Annotated in this window: 17 protein-coding genes; 10 read left to right on the top strand and 7 right to left on the bottom strand. The window is 75.2% G+C overall.

Annotated features, from left to right (window positions below; genetic code table 11):
• The first annotated feature begins 593 nt into the window (after positions 1-593).
• The 5 genes from O2W17_RS20745 to O2W17_RS20725 are packed head-to-tail and all read left to right on the top strand — an operon-like array spanning position 594 to position 7,407.
• Complete coding sequence (locus O2W17_RS20745) at positions 594-1,520, top strand: hypothetical protein (RefSeq protein ID WP_269194355.1); 927 nt, start codon at positions 594-596, stop codon at positions 1,518-1,520.
• Positions 1,521-1,568: 48 nt separating this feature from the next.
• On the top strand, positions 1,569-3,002 hold the full coding sequence (locus O2W17_RS20740) for an SEL1-like repeat protein (RefSeq protein ID WP_269194354.1): 1,434 nt from the start codon (positions 1,569-1,571) through the stop codon (positions 3,000-3,002).
• On the top strand, positions 2,999-5,989 hold the full coding sequence (locus O2W17_RS20735) for a CHAT domain-containing protein (protein ID WP_269194353.1): 2,991 nt from the start codon (positions 2,999-3,001) through the stop codon (positions 5,987-5,989). Before O2W17_RS20740 ends, O2W17_RS20735 begins: the two co-directional genes overlap by 4 nt.
• A 42-nt stretch (positions 5,990-6,031) precedes the next feature.
• Complete coding sequence (locus O2W17_RS20730) at positions 6,032-6,421, top strand: hypothetical protein (RefSeq protein ID WP_269194352.1); 390 nt, start codon at positions 6,032-6,034, stop codon at positions 6,419-6,421.
• Entirely contained in the window at positions 6,421-7,407 is a 987-nt protein-coding gene (locus tag O2W17_RS20725; protein WP_269194351.1) for a hypothetical protein, read from the top strand. The genes O2W17_RS20730 and O2W17_RS20725 overlap by 1 nt, the downstream gene beginning before the upstream one ends.
• A 312-nt stretch (positions 7,408-7,719) precedes the next feature.
• On the opposite strand, the gene wrbA is transcribed toward O2W17_RS20725, so the two are convergent.
• The 5 genes from wrbA to O2W17_RS20700 all read right to left on the bottom strand — a co-directional run bounded on the left by wrbA (position 7,720) and on the right by O2W17_RS20700 (position 11,777).
• Positions 7,720-8,319 (bottom strand): NAD(P)H:quinone oxidoreductase, encoded by a 600-nt coding sequence (gene wrbA / locus O2W17_RS20720; RefSeq protein WP_269194350.1) that lies wholly within the window; start codon positions 8,317-8,319, stop codon positions 7,720-7,722.
• A gap of 198 nt (positions 8,320-8,517) precedes the next feature.
• Complete coding sequence (locus tag O2W17_RS20715; RefSeq protein ID WP_269194349.1) at positions 8,518-8,937, bottom strand: Fur family transcriptional regulator; 420 nt, start codon at positions 8,935-8,937, stop codon at positions 8,518-8,520.
• Positions 8,938-8,939: 2 nt separating this feature from the next.
• The gene (locus tag O2W17_RS20710; protein ID WP_269194348.1) at positions 8,940-9,965 is read right to left on the bottom strand and encodes a metal ABC transporter permease; all 1,026 of its coding nucleotides are present in this window, start codon (positions 9,963-9,965) and stop codon (positions 8,940-8,942) included.
• A gap of 1 nt (position 9,966) precedes the next feature.
• Positions 9,967-10,788 carry a metal ABC transporter ATP-binding protein gene (locus O2W17_RS20705; RefSeq protein WP_269194347.1) on the bottom strand — a complete coding sequence of 274 codons (822 nt, stop codon included), beginning with the start codon at positions 10,786-10,788 and terminating at the stop codon, positions 9,967-9,969.
• Complete coding sequence (locus tag O2W17_RS20700) at positions 10,785-11,777, bottom strand: metal ABC transporter substrate-binding protein (RefSeq protein WP_269194346.1); 993 nt, start codon at positions 11,775-11,777, stop codon at positions 10,785-10,787. The genes O2W17_RS20705 and O2W17_RS20700 overlap by 4 nt, the downstream gene beginning before the upstream one ends.
• A gap of 135 nt (positions 11,778-11,912) precedes the next feature.
• On the opposite strand from O2W17_RS20700, the gene O2W17_RS20695 reads away from it, so the two are divergent.
• Entirely contained in the window at positions 11,913-13,316 is a 1,404-nt protein-coding gene (locus O2W17_RS20695) for a threonine/serine ThrE exporter family protein (RefSeq protein ID WP_269194345.1), read from the top strand.
• Between the two features lie 59 nt (positions 13,317-13,375).
• On the opposite strand, the gene O2W17_RS20690 is transcribed toward O2W17_RS20695, so the two are convergent.
• Together O2W17_RS20690 and O2W17_RS20685 are read right to left on the bottom strand one after the other, a co-directional pair.
• Complete coding sequence (locus O2W17_RS20690) at positions 13,376-14,407, bottom strand: ornithine cyclodeaminase (RefSeq protein ID WP_269194344.1); 1,032 nt, start codon at positions 14,405-14,407, stop codon at positions 13,376-13,378.
• A gap of 228 nt (positions 14,408-14,635) precedes the next feature.
• Positions 14,636-14,836, bottom strand: coding sequence for a hypothetical protein (locus tag O2W17_RS20685; protein ID WP_269194343.1), 201 nt, complete (start codon positions 14,834-14,836; stop codon positions 14,636-14,638).
• Between the two features lie 55 nt (positions 14,837-14,891).
• On the opposite strand from O2W17_RS20685, the gene O2W17_RS20680 reads away from it, so the two are divergent.
• The 4 genes from O2W17_RS20680 (at position 14,892) to O2W17_RS20665 (ending at position 19,360) form a co-directional block, all read left to right on the top strand.
• Positions 14,892-15,419, top strand: a complete 528-nt coding sequence (locus O2W17_RS20680; protein ID WP_269194342.1) for a DUF2243 domain-containing protein — start codon at positions 14,892-14,894, stop codon at positions 15,417-15,419.
• Between the two features lie 170 nt (positions 15,420-15,589).
• Positions 15,590-17,680, top strand: a complete 2,091-nt coding sequence (locus O2W17_RS20675; protein WP_269194341.1) for an elongation factor G-like protein EF-G2 — start codon at positions 15,590-15,592, stop codon at positions 17,678-17,680.
• 124 nt (positions 17,681-17,804) lie between these two features.
• Positions 17,805-18,473: a CDP-alcohol phosphatidyltransferase family protein gene (locus O2W17_RS20670; RefSeq protein ID WP_269194340.1), complete on the top strand. Its 669-nt coding sequence runs from the start codon at positions 17,805-17,807 to the stop codon at positions 18,471-18,473.
• The gene (locus O2W17_RS20665) at positions 18,470-19,360 is read left to right on the top strand and encodes a DUF881 domain-containing protein (RefSeq protein ID WP_269194339.1); all 891 of its coding nucleotides are present in this window, start codon (positions 18,470-18,472) and stop codon (positions 19,358-19,360) included. Before O2W17_RS20670 ends, O2W17_RS20665 begins: the two co-directional genes overlap by 4 nt.
• Positions 19,361-19,363: the final 3 nt, after the last annotated feature.

The following is a 19,363-nucleotide window of genomic DNA, read 5'->3' as shown; positions in this document are numbered from 1 at the left end:
TCGCCGTCCACGGCGGATCCTGTGGTATCTCACCCCGCCGGCACTCGGCCCCGGCGGCCACCACCTGCTCCAGCGTGCCTCGGAACAGCGTGGGCCGGCGCAGATCGAGGTCGGAGCGCTGATGACGGGGTGGCCGCAGCTGTCCGGCGAGCGCCAGGTCGAGCGGGAAGCCCTCGATGCCCGACGCATTGGCCGGAGCCGACCGCAACGTCGGCCGCCGATCTGCTTCAGATGCTGGCCCGGCTCACGGTCGCGGGCGACGTTCACGACGACGTCGTGGAACTTCCGGGGGTCGGGCTTGGGCACGATGGACGTCCTCAGCGGCGCCTGTCGGCACCAAGGATCAATTTCCCGTACTCGCGCAGCAGTACCCCTGCGGTGACAACGCGGTGACGTCCACCTGCCTAGGGTCCTGTCGTCGTGGAGTTCTGCCACGGCCTCCGGCGTCATCAGCACAGCGGAAGCCGTCCGGCCCGACGCAGTCTCGCCACGACGAGACCGGCGGACGCGCACGGGCACGCGAGGGGTCGATCACCATGGGTCTCAGGCGCCGGCGACGTGAGAGCGGGACCGGCTCTCCTCCGCCGCGGGAGTTGATCGAGCACGAGCGCGAGTCGCTCCGCGACCTGCTCACCAGCTATGCGCGTATCGAACCGATCTTCCAGGGAGTCGCCGAACTCGTGTTCGCCGACAGTCCCGCGGCCAGAGCTGCGGTCGTCGACCGCCATCCGCAACTCGCCACGGAGCCTGCTGGGCGAGCTCTGGAGCTGGTCGTGTCCTTCGCGGTCATGGCCGGACTCGTCGTGTCGCTTCCGGACCTGCAGGAGCTGCAGGCCTGGTTGCGCGGACGGCGCGAGGCCACACCGGCGCGACCACCCGCCCACCTCGGCATCGACACGGCGCCGCGGGAGATACTCGGGCACTTCGTCGCGGCGGCGGTCAACGCCGACAAGACCTATGCGCGCACGCGGGATGCCAGCGACCTGCGTCGGGGGATCGAGGTCTGGGAACAGCTCGCGGTCACCGGCTTGCTGGCCGAGTTCCCGCCCGAGTCGCTGGTCGAGGCCCATCTCACCGTGGCGATGCTGTATGCGCGGCGCTTCGAGATCGACGGCCGCCCGGCCGACCTGGAGCGTGCCTTCGACCTGCTGCGTTCGGCGCAGCACCACGTCGAACCGGGCTCGGACAACGAGACCCTGCTGAGGCTGGCGTCGGCCAACTGGCTGATGGTGCGATTCGACGCCAACGGGGATCCGGCCGACCTGGACCGGGCGATCGCCGGGTACGGCAATCTGATCGCCCGGGCAGCGCCGGGTTCGGTCAACGGGGCCGTTGCCCGCGCCAACCTCGGCCGGGCACTGCACGTCCGCTACCGGCGCACCGGCGCACCCGGCGACCTCGCCCGGGCCCGGGCGTCCCTGGTCCAGGCTGCGACGGACCTCCCGCGGGACCACCCGGCCCTGGTGTGGGTCCAGCAGGCACTCGCCTACGGCAGCCTCCGACCGAGCACCGGGACATGAACCCGCTGCGCCGTGGGAGCCCACCGCGAGCGACGAGAGGCGGGGGTCGTGCGGCCGCCCACTGACTCCGCGGGGACGGTTCCGTCCGCCGGGCCCGCGCCGCTGATCGGCATCGCGGCCCGGCGGGCGGCGGCCCGGGCGGATCGAGTCGCCCGACATGCCGGGGCGACCGGCGACGACCAGGCCTCCCTCGCCCTGGGCATCAGCCTGGCCGACCGCGGGGACGAGGCCGCGGCCGCGGAGGCCTTCCGCCCGGCGGCCGAGCGGGGCAACGCGGAGGCGGCGTTCCACCTGGGCGTGTCGCTGGCCGCCACCGGACACGAGGACGAAGCCGCCGTCTGGCACGCGGGCGCCGCGGACGGCGGCGTCGTCAGCGCGCACATCAACCTCGGCGCCCTCCTCCTGGCTCGCGGCGACCAGAGTGGCGCCGAGTCCCACTACCGAGCCGCCGCCGAGGCGGGCGAGCCTCTCGGTGCGGCGAACCTCGTCCGGCTGCTCCTGAGACAGGGCCGCGCCGACGAGGCCCGGTCGTGGCTGGCCGCCTTCGACGGTGCACCTGACGTCGCCGTGTACGCCGGCGAGAGTGCCCTGGAACTCGGTGCGCGCGCGCTCGGCAAGGAGATCCTGCTGCGGGGCATGACGAGCGGCTCCGTGGACGCCGCCGCGGCGCTCGGCCTCGCCCAGCTGGAGGAGAAGCGCTTCGAGGAAGCGCGGTCGCTCCTGCGGGCCGCGGCGGCGGCGGGGAGCGCGCGAGCGCTGGGCGGCCTGTCCGCACTCGCACTCCAGGACGGCGATCGTGCGACCGCCGACCGTCTTGTCGAGCAGCTCGCGGGCACCGACCGGACCGAGCTGGTCACCTCGTACGCGGAGTACCTCTCCGCGATCGGCGAGCCGGACGCAGCCGAGCGGTTCCTCCGGCTGGTGGCCGACCGTGAACCCCGCGCGGCGGTGGAGCTCGGCCGGCTGCTGCTGGTCCGGCGCGCGGACGACGAGGCTGCCGCCTGGCTCGACGGCCCCGCGGCGGCGTACGTCCCCGACGCCGGGCTCCTTCTCGGCATCCTCGAGGACCAGCGGGGCAACACGGCGGCTGCGGAGCGTGCCTTCCGCCGCGCCGCCGACGCGGGCGACGGCCGGGCGGCGCACAAGCTGGCCATGCTCCGCGAGCGCGTCGACGACAAGGCCGGCGCGATCTCCTGGTACGAGCGGGCGGCCGCTGCCGGCGAGCGGAGCGCCATGTTCAACCTCGGGCTGCTGTTCGACAAGGCCCAGGACACCGCGGTCGCCGAGGCCTGGTTCCGCCGGGCCCACGAGGCTGGTCACGAGCGGGCCGCCTTCTCCCTCGGGCTGCTCGCGTTCCGCGCGAACCGGTTCGACGAGGCGGTCAGGTGGTGGGAGGAGGCGGCCGCCGGCGGTGATCAGCGAGCGGTGCAGAACCTCGCTGCGCTGCGACAGCGGAAGCGCCGCCGCTGGTGGTCGCCGTGACCGGCCGGCCGCTCCGGTGGCCCGCTCCCCGGGACGCGGATCCGCAGCGGTTGCTGTCCATCGCGCCGCTCGCCGTGCGGCTGCAGCAGGCCGAGGACGACTACGACCGGGACCCCTCCGACGCAGCGCTCGATGCGGCAGCGGACGCCTGGCGGGAGCTGCGCGGGCATCCGGCCTGGCCTGCGCTGCCGGCGGGCCTCACCGTGGCGCTGACCACGAAGGCCGCCACGATGCTCCGGGAGCGGTACGAGCGGCACGGCCGTGCCGCCGACGTCCAGGACGCCCTCGCGGCCGCCCGGGCAGGCGTCACCGCCGCGGCGGCCGGATCGGACGAGAACCGGGCGCAGGCCTCCCGGACGCTCGGGAGCGTGCTCACCGCCGACTACGAGGTGCAGGCGGACGACGCCGTCCTCGACGAGGCGGCCACGGCGCTGGAGGCGGCGCTCGCCGGCGTCCCCGACGCACCGCCCCCGTGGCGCGCCGCGGCCAGCCGCGACCTCGCGGCGGCGTTGCTGCTGCGGGTCAAGGCGCGGGGCGCCCGCGAGGACGCCGACCGGGCCATCGCGGCGCTCGACGCCGCACTCGCGTTGCCCGGCGGTCCGCTGCGCGGGGTCCTGCTCGACGCCCGGGGGTGCGTGCTCCTCGCGCGCGCCGAGCTCGGCGTTGGAGCCGGCGACGTCGCCGCGGCCGTGACCGCGTTCGAGGAGGCGGTCTCGCTCGATCCGTCGCCCTGGCACCGCGCCAACCTCGCCGCCGGGCTCAGCGCCCGCGCGCGCACCACCGGCGACCGCAGCGACGCCGAGCGGGCCACCCGGCTGATCGATGCGGCGCTCGGGTCGCTGCCGGCCGGCATGCCGGACCGGCACCGCGTGGAACAGATGGCGGTGTCGCGGGCCGCCGTCCCCGGTGAGGCGGTCGCAGCGGCCCGCCGGCTGGTCGGGGCGGCGCCTGCGGGCACCCGGCGGCGGGTCCTGGCGCTCGCGACGCTTGGGCGGGCTCTGTTCGCGGCCGCGCGCGGGGCGGGGCGCAGGGATCTGCTGCCGGAGGCGGCCACCGTCCTGGAACGGGCGTTGGCCGAGGCCGGCCCGGGTCACGACTGGCGGCCGAGCCTGCTCAGCGACCTCGGCCTGGTCCACCTGGAACGCCACGTCGAGTCCGGCGCCCCCGAGGACCTCCGACGCGCCGTGACGCTGGCTCGGGAGGCGGTCGCCGGCGTCCGACCGGGATCGTGGGAGCGCGCGGAGCTGCTGCACAACCTGGGGCTCGCGCTGTCGTTGCAGGCGGCCGCGTCCGGGGACCCGGCGGACGCCGCAGCAGCGACCGCCACGTTCCGCGACGCGTGCGCCGAGGGCGCCCGTGGCAACGTGCGGTCCGCCCTGCTCGCCGGCTCGGACTGGGGCAGCTGGGCGTTCGAGGAAGGCGCGGACGACGACGCCGCGGAGGCCTGGACGGCGGCCGCAGAGGCGGCTGACCGCCTGTACCCGTTGCAGCTCGGACGGGACCGCAAGACCGCCACCCTCGCCGAGGCGCGCCTGGTCGCCGCCAACGCCGGGTACGCCCTGGCCCAAGTGGGCCGGCCGCAGGATGCGGTCGTGGTGATGGAGCGCGGCCGCGCGCGGCTGCTCGGTGATGCGCTGGACCGGGAGCGCGCCGAGCTGGGCACGCTCGCCGCAGCCGGGCATGCCGACCTGGCGGACCGCTTCGTCGACTGCGCTGCCCGCGTCACCGCTCTCGAGCTCGACGGCGAGGACGCCGGTGGGTCGGGCGAGGAGCGTGACCGCGCGCGGCGCGACGCCCGCGCCGAGCTGGACCGGGCCACCGCCGCCGTCCGGGCCGTGCCCGGATTAGCCGGGTTCCTCGTCGGCACGACCTTCGCGGACGTGGCAGCGGTCGCCCGCACTGGTCCGGTGACCTTCCTGGCCGCCACGGACGTCGGCGGCGTGGCCGTGACCGTGCGCGCCGACGGGAGTACGACGGTGACCTGGCTGCCCGACCTCACCCACTGGTCGGTGGTCGTGGCCGGGGGCCCGCTGCTCGGCGTCGTCGGCGGGGCCGACGCCCGGCGGGACCAGCTCCCGGCGGTGCTCGACTGGCTCGGGGAGGTCGCCATGCGGCCGCTGCTCGAGGACCTGGGGGACGTCGGGTCCCTCACGCTCGTCCCGCTGGGCGCGCTCACCCTGCTGCCGCTGCACGCGGCGTCCTGGGCAGACGGCGACGGTGGGCGCCACCACGTCCTCGACCGGGTGACCGTGACGTACGCGCCCAGCGCCCGCGTCGCGGCCACCTGCCGGGCGGCCGCTGCGGCCCGCGACCTCCGGCCCGCCCTGGTCATCGGCGTCGCCGCCACGGCGACGGCCCCGCCGATCCCGCACGCGGAGGTCGAGGCCCGTGCGGTGGCGGCGCTGTTCGGCGGGACACCGCTGACCGGCGAGCAGGTGACCCGGGACCGCGTCCTCGACGCCTTCGCCTCCGCCGGGTTGCTGCACCTGGCCTGTCACGGCCGGGCGGAACTCGGTGCACCCCTGCGCAGCGCGCTCCTGCTGGCCGGTGAGGACGAGCTCAGCCTGCGTGACCTGCTCGAGCGAGGCGGCACGCGCGCCCGGCTCGCCGTCCTCTCCGCCTGCCAGACAGGGATCGCCGGGACGGAGCTGCCCGACGAGGCCGTGCACCTGGCGAGCGGCTTCCTGCAGGCCGGCGCGGCCGGCGTGGTCGCCTCGCTGTGGTCCGTGCCGGATCAGGCGACCGGCCTCCTCATGCTGCGGTTCCACCAGGAGCTGGCCTCAGGGCGGCCTCCCGAGGAGGCACTCCGGCAGGCCCAGCTCTGGGTCCGCGACGCCTCGTCCGGCGAGAAGCTCGCCACGTTCCCCGACGCGCTCGCCGACGTCGCCGCGCGGGTCGGGACCGGGCGGCTGCGCTCCCTCTGGGCCTCCGGGCGGACCCACCGCCACCCGCAGCACTGGGCCGCGTTCACCTACCTCGGCGGGTGAACGGGCGCGCTGGCCAGCACCGCCGTCGTCGAAGGGACAGGCATGGACGGGACCGATCCGCTGATCGAGGCCGCGCGAGCGGTCCGCCGCTATCTGCCGGACCTGGTCGAGGAGCGGGCGCAGGAGGTCGACGCGCGGCTGGTCGCGCTGCTGCGAGCAGGGGACCGCGAAGGGCTGGAGGAACTGTTCGGGTCGGCGGACTCCCTGCTGGACTGGCTGGCGGGCTTCGTCGAGACGGGTCTGCCGCCCGAGGTCGCGCCACTGCGGGAACGCGGGGCCGGCTACCAGCCGTTGCTGGGATCCGGGATCGCCCAGCCGCCGCCTCGGTTCGAGTGCCCGGTCGACCACCTCTTCGTCTGGTACCGGGTCGACCCCGGCGAGGAGATCTCGGTGTGCCCCGACCACCCGGACGAACAGCTGGTCCGGGTGTGATGGTGCTCGACAAGTTCACCGAGTCCGCCGGCTCCAAGCTGGGTGAGCGGGCGGCGGGGGTCCTCACCACCGCGCCGGTGGCGTATGCGGCATCTGGTCTCGCGCTCTGGCTGGTCACCGTCGGTCCAGGCACGGGCTGGAGCCGGCTGACGAACTGGGTCTCCGGCCAGGAGTCCCCGCAGCTGCTGGCGTGGGTCGTGGCCGGCCTGCTGGTCATCGCGGCGGCGGGCGCGGTCGTCCGGCAGTTCGTGCCCAGGGTCATCCCGCTCCTCGAGGGGTACTGGCCACCGGGTCTCCGGCGACTGGCCGACCGCGGGGCCGGACGGGCGTGGGAGAGGCGGAAGGAGGCGGTGGAGGTCGTCCGGGAGCTGGCGCCGGCGATCCACGCGGGCACCGCGACCCCCGATGAGGAGCGGAGGTACGTCGCGGCCGACGGTCGGCGCAGCCGGCTGCCGTCGCGGGAGGTGTGGATGCTGCCCACCCGGCTGGGCAACGTCCTCAGGTCGGCCGAGACCCGGCCGTGGGACAAGTACCGCCTCGAGCCCGTCAAGCTGTGGCCGGTCACGTGGTTGGTGCTCCCGGACGCCGTCCGGCAGGAACTGATCGCCGCACGAGGCCGGCTGGACAGCGCTGCCAGCGGGCTGATCTGGTGCCTGCTCGGCGTGGCCTTCGGGTGGATCGCCTGGTGGAGCGTGCCGCTGGCGTTGCTCGCCGCGTTCGCCGCCTACCGGTTCTGGCTGCTCCCCGCCGGCTCGGACTACGCCGACCTGTTCGAGGCCGCGTACGACGTGCACCGGTTCGACCTCTACGCCGCGCTGCGTCTCCAGCCGCCCGACGACGCCGCCGCCGAGAAGGTGACCGGGGTCCGGCTGACCGAGTTCATCTGGCGCGGCGGCGGCGAGCAAGGGCCGACCTTCGTCCACCCCGGGTGCAATCAGCAGGCTTCTGGACAAGGGCAGAGCGCCCACGCTGACGGTCACGGGTGAGCAGGGCAGGTGGCTCGTCCAACGCTTCGAGTACCTGCTGCGAGAGGTCGGGTAGCAGGGGCATACGCGGGCTGATGGGCTACAGGAACCCGTACAGCAACGCGGTCCGGACGAGCCCGGACACAGCCGAACGACAGCGGACGCTGGGGCTCGTGACCTGCGCAAGTGGCACGACCGCGGACGATGGCGAACCCGGCGAATGTGACCGGGGGTCAAGGGGTCGCAGGTTCGAAACCTGTCAGCCCGGCAGCAGGACAGCAGGGGCCGTGTCCGGTTCTCCGGACACGGCCCCTGCTGCTGTGCGGGGCCGGGTCAGGCGACGAGCTTTGCGCTGATCTCGGCGAGCCGGCGACCCTGGTACCGGGCAGCGGCGAGGACCTTGTCCGAGGCGGCGTTGGCGTCGCCGCCCGAGGCGACGGAGGCGCCGTAGGGGTTGCCGCCGGCGTCGAACAGCAGCGGGTCGGTGTAACCCGGCGGGACGATGACGGCGCCGAAGTGCGAGAAGACGTTGAACAGCGTCAGGATCGTCGACTCGTTGCCACCGTGGGTGTTCTGCGCGCTGGTGAACGCCGTCGCGCCGCGGTTGGCCAGCTTGCCGGTGGCCCAGAGCCCGCCGAGGGTGTCGAGGTAGGACTTCAGCTGCGCGGACGGCGTCCCGAACCGGGTCGGGGTGCCCAGGGCGTACCCGTCGGCCCACTCCAGGTCCTCCGGTGCGGCGATCTGGACGTCGGCGACGGCGTCGAGGTGCGCCCGCCAGGCCGGGTTGCTGTCGATGGCGGCATCCGGTGCGGTCTCGGCGACCCGGCGCAGCCGGACCTCGGCCCCGGCCTCCTCGGCGCCCTCCGCGACGGCCTGGGCCAGCTGGTGGGTGTTGCCCGTGGACGAGTAGTAGACGACGGCGATCTTGGCCATGGTTGCTCCCGGTGCATGTGGCGTCGGTGGACGACGGGGTGAGGCACGGATCGTTGTGCGCTCAACTAACTCTCGACGGTACAGTGGGGCGCCCTGCGCGGCGACCGGAGTCGGACCCCGGAACGCGTAGCAGGGGTTCGACCGGCGGCGGTGTGGCCTCGTGCGGCCGGCGGTGAGCGGCTCAGCCGTCCGTGCGGGTCAGGTGTGCGCCGCGGTGCACGCGGCGCAGGTGCCGAAGACCTCGACCTGGTGCTGGACGTCGGCGAAGCCGTGCTCAGTGGCGATCCGCGCCGCCCACCGTTCGACCGGAGGGTCGGCGACCTCCACCGTGCGTCCGCAGGAACGGCAGACGAGGTGGTGGTGGTGGACGGGGGAGCAGCGGCGGTAGGAGGCCTCGCCGTCGTTTCCGCGGAGGATGTCCAGCTGTCCGTCGTCCACCAGCGCCTGGAGCGCCCGGTAGACCGTCGCCAGGCCCACGGACTCGCCGCGCTGGCGCAGCAGGGCGTGCAGGTCCTGGGCGCTGCGGAAGCCGTCCAGCTCGTCGAGCAGCGCGACGAGCGCGCTCCGCTGCCGCGTGGTGCGACGGCCGGGGACCTCCGTGGACGCCGGCTCGGTCATGGTCACCCCGTTCTTCCGCTGCTGGGGGGAACGCCGACCGCGTGTTCCCCGTGCTCGTCGTAGTGCACGCCCCGGTCGGTCCGGTGCGGTGCGTGGAGGTGCCCGTCGTGGTCGTAGTCGACGTGGTCGTCGTGCGGCACCGCCACGTGGCCGCAGTCCGCACCGTGGTCGTGGGGGTGCGCGTCGTGGACGTCGACCCTACGCCGGTGCCGTCGCCGGGCCGTCGCCTCCTGCAGGGCCACGGCCGCGGACACGAGCAGGAAGAGGGCGATGGCCAGCAGCACGATGGTGCCGCCCGACGGCGTTCCGGCGTAGAAGGACGTGGTGGTCCCGGAGACGCTCACCACCAGCCCGATGACGCAGGCCAGCCCGACGGTCTCGCGGAAGCTGCGGGCCAGCAGCTGGGCGATCGCACTGGGCACGATCATCAGGGCGCTGATCAGCAGCAGGCCGACGACCCGCATCGACAGGACGACGGTGCAGGCGACGAGCGTGGCCAGGACGAGGTTGAGACCGAGGACCGGCAGGCCGACGGCCCGGGCGTACTCCTCGTCGTCGCTGACCGCGTACAGCCGCTGACCCAGCAGGGCCACCGTGGCCAGCACGACGACCGCGATGACCGCGAAGACCCCGACGTCCTGCGGGCTCGTCGTCGTGATGGCGCCGAAGAGGTACGCGTCGAGGTTCGTCGCCTGGCCGCGGGGGGCCAGGCCGAGCAGCACCACACCACCGGCGATGCCGCCGTAGAAGAGGACCGCCAGTGCGACGTCGCCGCTGGTGCGGCCGCGGGCGCGGACCAGTTCGATGACCGCCGCTCCGAGGACCGCGGCCACGAGCGCCGTCCACACCGGGCTGTTGGCGGTCAGGACGCCCACGGCGACGCCGGTGAGCGCGACGTGCCCCAGGCCGTCGCCCAGCAGCGACAGCCGGCGCTGCACCAGGAAGACGCCGACGGCAGGCGCGACGAGCCCGACCATCAGCGAGGCGAGCAGCGCCCGCTGCATGAAGTCGTAGTCCAGGATGCCCACGTCAGTGCTCCTCGTCGCCGCGGCGGCGTGGCCCGGTGGTCACGGTCGGCTGGTCCTGGCGGTAACCGGACGGCCGGCGGCCGGGCGGGTGGTGGTGGTGGAGGCCGGGCTCCTCGTGCGCCGCAGCCTGCTCCAGCGGTCCGTCGTAGGCCACCAGGCCGTGGTCGACCACGATCGCCCGGGACAGGACGCCGGCCAGCGGGGCGGTCTCGTGGGTCACGACGATCAGGGTGGTGCCGGTCGCCGAGATGCGCGCCAGCACCCCGGCCAGCGCCTCCTGGTTCGCGGCGTCCACGCCGGCCGTGGGTTCGTCCATGATCAGCAGCTCCGGGTCGGCGGCCAGCGCGCGGGCGACCAGCACCCGCCGCTGCTGCCCGCCGGACAGCGAGGCGACCGGGTCGTCCAGCCGATCGGCCAGGCCGACCGCCGCCACCGCCTCGGTGACGGCGGTGCGGTCGGCCGGCCGGAGCCGGCGGAGCAGTCCCAGCCGCGCCAGCCGCCCGACCCCGACGACCTCCCGGACCGTGGCGGGGACGGCGCCGCTGATGGAGTGCCGCTGGGGGACGTACCCGACCCGGCCCCGCTCGCGCAGGCCGCCGACGGGGGCGCCCAGCACGTCGACCTCACCGCCGAGCACGTTGGCCAGGCCCAGCAGGCCGCGGGCCAGCGTGGTCTTGCCCGAGCCGTTGGACCCCAGCACGGCGACCGCCTCACCGGTGCCGACCGTCAGGTCGACGTCGCGCACCACGGCCACGTCGCCGTAGCCGATGGTGGCGTGCCGGAGCCTGACGGCGGCGGGTCCGGTCGGCGGGGAGTCGGTCATGAGCAGGACTGGCCCTCCTGCAGGGCCGCCAGGTTGGCCTGCATGACGGCGAGGTAGTCGTCGCCGGCCGACTCGTCGGTGAGGCCCTCGAGCGGATCGAGGACGGCGGTCTGCACGCCCGCCTCCGCGGCGACGGTCTCGGCGATGGCCGGGTCGATCAGGACCTCGGTGTAGACGGTCGTGACGTCGCGCTCGGCGACGAGGTCGGAGATCTCGGCCAGCGCAGCCGGCGAGGGCTCGGTGGTGGGGTCGAGACCGGAGATGCCGATCACCTCGAAACCGTACCTGTCGGCCAGGTAGCCGAAGGCGTCGTGGCTGGTGACCAGGGTGTCGACGGCGCAGTTCTGCAGCCCGTCGGTCATCTCCTCGTCCAGCGCCTGGAGGTCCTCCCGCAGGGCGGCGGCGTTCTGCTCGTAGGTGTCCGCGCCGTCGGGGTCCAGCTCGGTCAGCTGGGCGGCGAGTGCGTCACCCACGTCGGCCAGCCGGGTCGGGTCCAGCCAGAAGTGCGGGTCGGGGACCTCCTCGCCCTCCGCGTGCTCGCCCTCCGCGTGCTCCTCGTCGGCGTGCTCTTCCTCGGCGTGCTCGTGGTCGTGACCGGTCGTGGTGAGCGTGAGGTCCGCGACCTCGGCGGCGTCCCACGAGTGGTCGCCCGCCTGGGACCCGGCGGCTTCGTCCACCGCGGCCTGGAAGCCGCTGAGGTAGACGAGCAGATCGGCATCGGAGATCCCGGCGACGTCCTGGGGGGTCAGCTCGAGGTCGTGCGGCTCGGCGCCGGGCGCGGTCAGCGACGAGACCGAGACTCGGTCCCCGCCGACCCGGGCAGCGGCCCACTCCAGCGGGTAGAAGCCGGCGACGAGGTCGAGGCCCTCGGCGTTCCCGGTGGCGGCGTCGGCGGCGTCGGAGCCGGCAGAGCCGCCGCAGCCGGCCAGGAGGAGCAGGGAAGCCGTGGCCGCTGCGATCGCGGATCGGCGCGTAACCGAGTTGTCCATGAGAATCATTATCTCATGCGCGACCGACCCCGGTCGACGCCGCGGGTGGGTGCGCGTCCGGCCGGGTGGCGAAGGTCATGACGACACCGGCGCAGGGCGGCCGTGGCGTTCGCCCTGCCTCCGTAACGTGGAGAGGTGCGACTCGTGAACCAGGGCTGGGGGCGGCGGCTGAGTCGACTTCCGGACCGGGCGCGGTGGGCGGTCTCCGGCTCCGGCCCGCCGACGGCTCCCTTCGCGCTGCGCTCCCAGCCGAGCGGCGTGGACGAGCCCACCGCACGAGCAGCGGTCGGTCTGGCACTCCGCCTGGGGGAGTCCATGATGGCCGTCGGGGCCTCGGCGGCCGACGTCAACGCCACCGTGCTGCGCGTGGCGGCGGCCTACGGGCTCACCGCCTGCCAGGTGGACATCACGCACACGTCGCTGACGATCAGCCACGACCCGGACGACGCCCCGCCGATGACCCTGATGCGGATCGTGCGCCCGCGTGGGCTCGACTACACCCGCCTGCAGGGGATCACCGACCTGGCCCGGGCGGTGGTGGTGGAGCGCCTGGACGTCGAGGTCGCACACCGCCGGCTGGACCGGGTCGTGTCCGCCCCGAACCCGTACCGCCGCCGCGTGCACGCGCTGGGCTGGGCCGGCGTGGCAGGCGCCGTCGCCTTCCAGCTCGGCGGCAGCTGGCTGGTGGCCCTGGTGGCGGCGCTGACCACGGCCACCATCGAGCGGGTCATCCGGGCCCTGGACCGGCGCGGGCTCCCCAGCTTCTTCCAGCAGGCGGCGGGTGCCGCGGTGGCGACGGGGGTGGCCGTCCTGCTCGTCGTCTGGGACGTCGGGGTCCGCAGCTCGCTGGTCGTGGCCGCGGGGATCGTGGTGCTGCTGGCCGGGCTCTCCTTCGTGGGTGCCGCCGAGGACGCGATCAGCGGGTTCCCGGTGACCGCCGCCGCGCGGGCCTTCGAGGTGCTCACCCTGACGACCGGCATCGTCGTCGGCATCGCCGGTGTGCTGGACCTGGCCCAGCGCGCGCAGGTCCCGCTGCGGGTGGCCGACCCGGCGACGTTCAGCGTGCCGTTCGCCGTGGCGCTGGCCGCGGCGGCCGGGATGGCGGGGTCGTGGGCCCTGGCGTCCTACGCCCGGGCGCGGGCCGTCGGCGTCGCCACCGTGACCGGTGCGGTGGCCTGGACGACGTACTGGGCCGCCGGCGTGCTCGGCGCAGGCCCCGCGGTGGCGACCGCGGTCGCGGCCGTCGTCGTCGGGTTCTGCGGGGAGGCCCTGACCGAGCGGCTGCGGATCCCGCCGCTGCTGGTCGCGGTCTGCGGCATCGTCCCGCTGCTGCCCGGGCTGTCGATCTACCGCGGTCTGTTCGCCATCGTCGTGGAGGCCGACGTCGCCGACGGGCTGAACGGCCTCGTCGGGGCCGCGGCGATCGGGCTCGCCCTCGCCGCCGGTGTCGTGCTGGGCAGGTACTTCGGCCGGCCCCTCGGCGGGAAGCCCGACCGGTTCGACCGGCGGGTCCACCGCCGGGCGACCACCGGGCACTAGGCCGGGCCGCGGCCCGGGGAGCCAGTTGCCCGGCCGGGTGGTCGGGACCGGCTCCCCCTTCAGGCGCCGATCGGCGAGGGGGCGGTGACCATCCCGAAGAGGTCCTTGGGGTCCTCGGGCTCGGCCACCAGGTCGATCCGCTCCACCCACGGCGTCCCGCGGACGGCGTCGCGCAGGTAGCGCAGCGCCGAGAAGTCCTCCACGGCGAAGCCGACCGAGTCGAAAACCGTCACCTGCCCGGCCGAGGTGCGCCCCGGACGGCGACCGGTCAGCACCTCCCACAGCTCGGTGACGGGGAAGTCGGGCCCGAGGGCCTGGATCTCGCCCTCGACGCGGGTCTGCGGGGTGTACTCCACGAAGACGCCGGCCCGGCGCAGGATCGCCGGGTCGAGCTCTGTCTTGCCCGGGCAGTCGCCGCCGATCGCGTTGACGTGCATGCCGGGCTCGACCCACGCGTCGGGCAGCACGGTGGCCAGCGCCTTGTCCGCGGTGCAGGTGGTGACCACGTCGGCGCCGCGGACCGCCTCGCGTCCGGAGCCGGCCAGGGTGACGTCGAACCCCAGCGGCCCGAGGTTGCGCGCGAGCTTCACCAGCGCCGCGGGGTCGGTGTCCCAGGCGGTGACCCGGTCGATGCCCAGCGCGTGGCGCATCGCCAGCGCCTGGAACTCCGCCTGGCTGCCGGCTCCGATCAGGGCCAGCCGCCGGGAGTCCGGGCGGGCCAGGGCCGCGGCCGCGACCGCGGAGACGGCCGCCGTCCGCAGCGCGGTCAGCAGCGTCATCTCGGCGAGGAAGACCGGGTAGCCGTTCGACACGTCGGCCAGCGCACCGAAGGCGGTGACGGTCTGGAAGCCCCGGGCCGGGTTGGACGGGTGGCCGTTGACGTACTTGAAGGCGTAGGTCACCGAGTCGCTGGTGGGCATGAGCTCGATGACGCCGAAGGGCGTGTGGCTGGCCGTCCGCGGCGTCTTGTGGAAGGACTGCCAGCGGCAGAAGTCCTCGCGCACGTAGCCGGCGATCCCGGCGACGGCGGCCTCGACCCCCGTCGCGGCCACCCAGCGGACCATGTTGCCGACGCCCACGAACTCGGTCATCCCGTGCGTCCTCCCCGGTCTGCGGTGGCGGCACCGGTGCGAACGGCGACCGGCGCGGCTGTAGGTGTCGTAGCGCAGCTTGCCACCGACAGCTGGCGTGCGGGCCGCTCCGCCCGGCGGCATCCGGAGAGCGACGGGATCCGGACGCGTCGTCGTACCGCTATCCCCAACAACTGGGTGCACACCGACGACCACGACGAACCGCCACGACGAGGGGAGCAGCCCCCCTCAGGACTCCGTGATCCGCCGGCAGTCCGGGCACGGGTCGGCCGAGCCCAGACCCCGGGGGCCGTCCCAGCGGCCCTGGACCACGCCCACCGAGGCGCCGCAGACGGCGGCCCACGGGGCCGGCAGATCCGCCGTGCTGCGCAGGACGGCGTGCGACCGCCCGGTCTCCTGGTCGCGGCCGGCCGCGGCGTCCCTGCTCATGCCGCCCAGCATGCGACCAACGCGTGCGCCCGGAGCGAGCGGGTAGCCAGCGGCCATGGCCACCGCGCGCGAGACGCCCAGCCGCAGCTCCCGGCGGATGCCCACCCGGGCGACCGGCCTGCTGTACGGGCTCGGCTTCGGCGGCTTCGTCGACGGGATCGTGCTGCACCAGATCCTCCAGTGGCACCACATGGTGAGCGCCGTGGAGGGCCAGGAGCCGACCACGCTGGCCGGCCTCGAGGCCAACACGCTGGCCGACGGCTTCTTCCACGTCGGCGCCTGGGTGCTCGCCTTCGCCGGGACCATCACCGCGCTGGTGGCGTGGCGGCAGGACCGGCTGGCGCCCAGCTGGAGCTTCCACTTCGGCCTCGTGCTCGCCGGGTGGGGGCTGTTCAACCTGGTCGAGGGGCTGATCAACCACCAGGTCCTCGGCATCCACCACGTGCGCGACGACCTCGGCGGCCCGCTGAGCTGGGACCTGGGCTTCCTGGCGTCGGGGGTGCTGCTGATCGCGGTCGGCTGGCTGCTGCACCGGCGCGGCGTGCGGGACCTCGCCCGCCGGGGTGCGGTCGACGCCCGCTGAGGGAGGGGGCGCAGGCCCCTTGATCGCCCGGGGTCGCGCGGGCACGCTGTGAGTCAGATCACAGATCGATACCGGGGAGGCCCCGTGGAAGCCCACCACCCGGACCGGGCGGTCGCCCGGTCCCCGCGCCGTCCACCGCTCCGCGGGCCCCGCTCGGCAGAGGACGCGGCGTGAGCCGGGCGACGGGGAAGGAGACGCCCGCCCCGGCGCCGCGACCGGCCGCGCAGGTGCGCAACGTGGCCCTGGTCGGCCGGACCGGGGCGGGGAAGACGACGCTCGCCGAGGCGCTGCTCGCCGCCACCGGCGCGGTGCCGCGCGCCGGCCGGGTGGAGGAGGGCACCACCTGCCTGGACAGCGAGGAGGTGGAGGTCCGCCAGCAGCGGTCGGTGTCGCTCGGCGTGGCGGCCGTCGAGCACGCCGGGCACCGGCTCACCCTCCTGGACACCCCCGGGTCGCCGGACTTCGTCGGAGAGCTGCGGGCCGGCCTGCGCGCCGCCGACTCGGCGCTGTTCGTCGTCTCCGCGCTGAGCGGGGTCGACGCCGCGACCGTGCAGCTGTGGGAGGAGTGCGCCGCGGTCGGGATGCCGCGAGCCGTCGTCCTCACCCAGATCGACCGGCCGCGGGCCGACGTCGACGAGGCCGTCCGGCTCTGCCAGCTGATGCTGGGGGAGGGGGTGTACCCCCTGCACCTGGTCGACCGCGGGCCCGACGGCGCGGCCCGCGGGCTGGTGTCCCTGCTGGAGCCCGACGTGGACGCGACGCGGGCGGGAAACGGCGATGCCGACCGGCTCCGGGCCGAGCTCATCGAGGGGATCATCGGCGAGAGCGAGGACGAGACGCTCATGGAGCGCTACCTCGCCGGCGAGCAGCTGGCCGTCGACGACCTCGTCGCCGACCTGGAGACCGCCGTCGCCCGCGGCCACTTCCACCCGGTGCTGTGCGTCTCGCCGCTGACCGGGGTCGGCGTCGGCGAGCTGCTCGACCTGCTGGTCTCCGCCTTACCGTCTCCGCTCGAGCACAGCTGCCCGCCGGTGACCCGTCCCGACGGCTCCGCGGCCCCCGCGTTGACCTGCGACCCGGCGGGCCCGCTGGTGGCCGAGGTCGTGAAGACCACCACCGACCCCTACGTCGGCCGGGTCTCGCTGGTCCGGGTCTTCTCCGGCACCCTGCAGCCGGATGCCGCGGTGCACGTGTCCGGCCACGGGATGGCCGAGCGGGGCCACCCCGACCACGACGCCGACGAGCGGATCGGCGTCCTCTCCGCTCCGCTCGGCGCCGCCCTGCGGCCGGTGGCCGCGTGCCCGGCGGGGGACGTCTGCGCCGTCAGCCGGCTGTCGACCGCCGAGACCGGCGACACCCTCAGCGCCCCGGAGGACCCTCGCCTCGTGCCCCCGTGGGACCTCCCCGTCCCGCAGCTGCCGGTCGCGGTCGAGGCGGCCTCGCGGTCCGACGAGGACCGCATGGCCACCGCGCTGACCCGGCTCGTCGCCGAGGACCCCACGGTCCGGCTCGAGCGGCGCGCCGACACCGGACAGCTGCTGCTGTGGTGCGTCGGGGACGCGCACGCGGAGGTGCTGCTCGAGCGGCTGCGCACCCGCCACGGGGTCGCCGTCACCACCGTGCCGGTCCGGGTACCGCTCGTGGAGACCCTCTGCGGCCCGGCCCGGGTGACCGGCCGGCACGTCAAGCAGTCCGGCGGCCACGGGCAGTACGCCGTCGTCGTGGTGGAGGGCGAGCCCGGGCCGCCGGGGTCGGGCATCGTCTTCGAGCAGCGCATCGTCGGCGGGACGGTGCCCGGCCAGTTCCACGGCAGCGTGGAGAAGGGCATCCGTGCGCAGGCGCAGCGCGGGGTCAACCAGGACCGCCCGCTCGTCGACCTCCGGGTGACCCTGGTCGACGGCAAGGCCCACTCGGTCGACTCCTCCGACGCCGCCTTCCAGGCCGCCGGGGCGCTGGCGCTGCGCGAGCTGGTCGCGGCGGTGGGCACCCGCGTGCTCGAGCCGTGGTGCGAGGTCGACGTCCACGTGCCGGGGGAGTACGTGGGCGCGGTGATGAGCGACCTGTCGTCCCGGCGGGCGCGGGTCACCGGCAGCGAGGCCGAGCCGGACCGGGACCGGACCACGGTGCGCGCGGAGGTCCCCGAGGTGGAGCTGCTCGGGTATCCCGGGGTCCTGCGCTCGGTCACCCACGGCACGGCCACCTTCGACCGGCGTCCCCTCGGCCACGAGCCCGCACCGGCGGCGATGGCGGTCACCGCCTGAGGCGGGGACCCCGTCCGGCGGGTGCCCGCCGGCCCGGGACGGGGACGGCGGTGCGCCGCCGTCGGGGGCGTCGGACCGGGACACTAGCCTCGGGCACGGTCGGGTGCAGGGGCTGGAGGGGAACGTGACGTCGTCGAACGGGCCGTCGGCTGCCGCACCCGTGCCCCGGGCCGGCCCCCCGACCCCGGCCGTCAGCGACCGGGAGGACCTCCCGGAGCGCATCTGGACCCTGCCGAACGCGCTCTCGGTGCTCCGCCTGCTCGGCGTGCCGCTCTTCCTCTGGCTGCTGCTGGGCCCCGAGGAGGACGGCTGGGCGGTGGTCGTCCTCATGGTCTCCGGCTTCACCGACTGGCTGGACGGGAAGCTCGCCCGGTGGCTGGACCAGGGCAGCAAGCTGGGTGCGCTGCTGGACCCGGCCGCCGACCGGCTCTACATCGTCTCCACCCTGGTCGCGCTCGCGCTGCGCGAGGTCGTGCCCGTGTGGCTGGTCGCGCTGCTCGTCGGCCGCGAGCTGGTGCTCGGCGTCATGCTGCTGGTGCTGCGGGCGCACGGCTACCCGCCGCTGCAGGTGCACTACCTGGGCAAGGCGGCCACGCTGCTGCTGCTCTACGCCTTCCCGGGGCTCCTCCTGGCCGACGGGGCCGGCACGCTGGCCACCCTCGCCGCTCCGTTCGCCTGGGCGCTCACCATCTGGGGCACGGCGCTGTACCTGCTCGCCGCCGTCTTCTACGTCATCCAGGTCGTGGGGCTGCTGGCTGCCGAGCGGTCGGCACGCACGGGGCGCCGGCGGTGACCCGGACGCCGCCCGGGGGCGTGCGCTCGCTGGGCGCCTCGCTGCTCGACGACGTCCTCGCCGAGACCCTCGACCCCGCGTACGCGCAGGCCGCCGCCGCACGCGAGGCCCGGGGCGAGGAGCCCCGGCGCGGCCGCGGCCAGGTCATCGTCGCGCTCACGATGGCCGCCGCCGGGCTGCTGGCCGCGGTGACCTACGGCCAGGCGGCCGACCGGGCGCAGGGCCGGCAGGAGATCCGGGAGGCGCTGGTCCGCGACATCCAGGACGAGTCCGCCGTCAGCGACGACCTGGCCGCGCAGCTGGAGACGCTGCGCGCCGAGGTCAGCCGGACCAGCGACGAGCTGCTCGCCGCCACCGCGGTGGGCCAGCGGGCGCGGGACGCCCTCGCGCGGGCCGAGCAGGGCAGCGCCGCCGTGCCCGTCACCGGGCCGGGCCTGCTCGTCACGCTGGGCAACGCGGAGGCCGCCGCCGACGACGACCCGCTGGGCGGGACGGCGGGGGACGCGCAGGAGGTGCGGGTGGCCGACGGCGACCTGCAGCTGGTGGTGAACGCCCTCTGGGCGGCCGGTGCGGAGGCCATCAGCATCAACGGCCAGCGGCTGGGCCCGACCAGCGCCATCCGGTTCGCCGGCGAGGCGGTGCTCGTGGACTTCCGCCCGGTCACCAACCCCTACGAGGTCCGGGCCATCGGCGAGCCCGACGCGCTGGCCAACGCCTTCCTCGCCAACCCCGAGGTGGTGTCCCTCGCGCGGTTCGCCGCGTCCGCGGGGCTGCGATTCGACTTCGCCAAGGAGGAGGAGCTGTCCCTGCCCGCCGCGGGCCCGCCCGAGCTCCGCGCCGCCGAGCCGGTCAGCACCGGCCGCACCGATCCGACCCCCGGAGGCTGACGC

The sequence above is a fragment of the Blastococcus sp. VKM Ac-2987 genome (genome assembly GCF_026967805.1).
In the GTDB taxonomy this organism is placed as follows: domain Bacteria; phylum Actinomycetota; class Actinomycetes; order Mycobacteriales; family Geodermatophilaceae; genus Blastococcus.
This window is presented reverse-complemented; position numbering and strand designations above follow the sequence as displayed.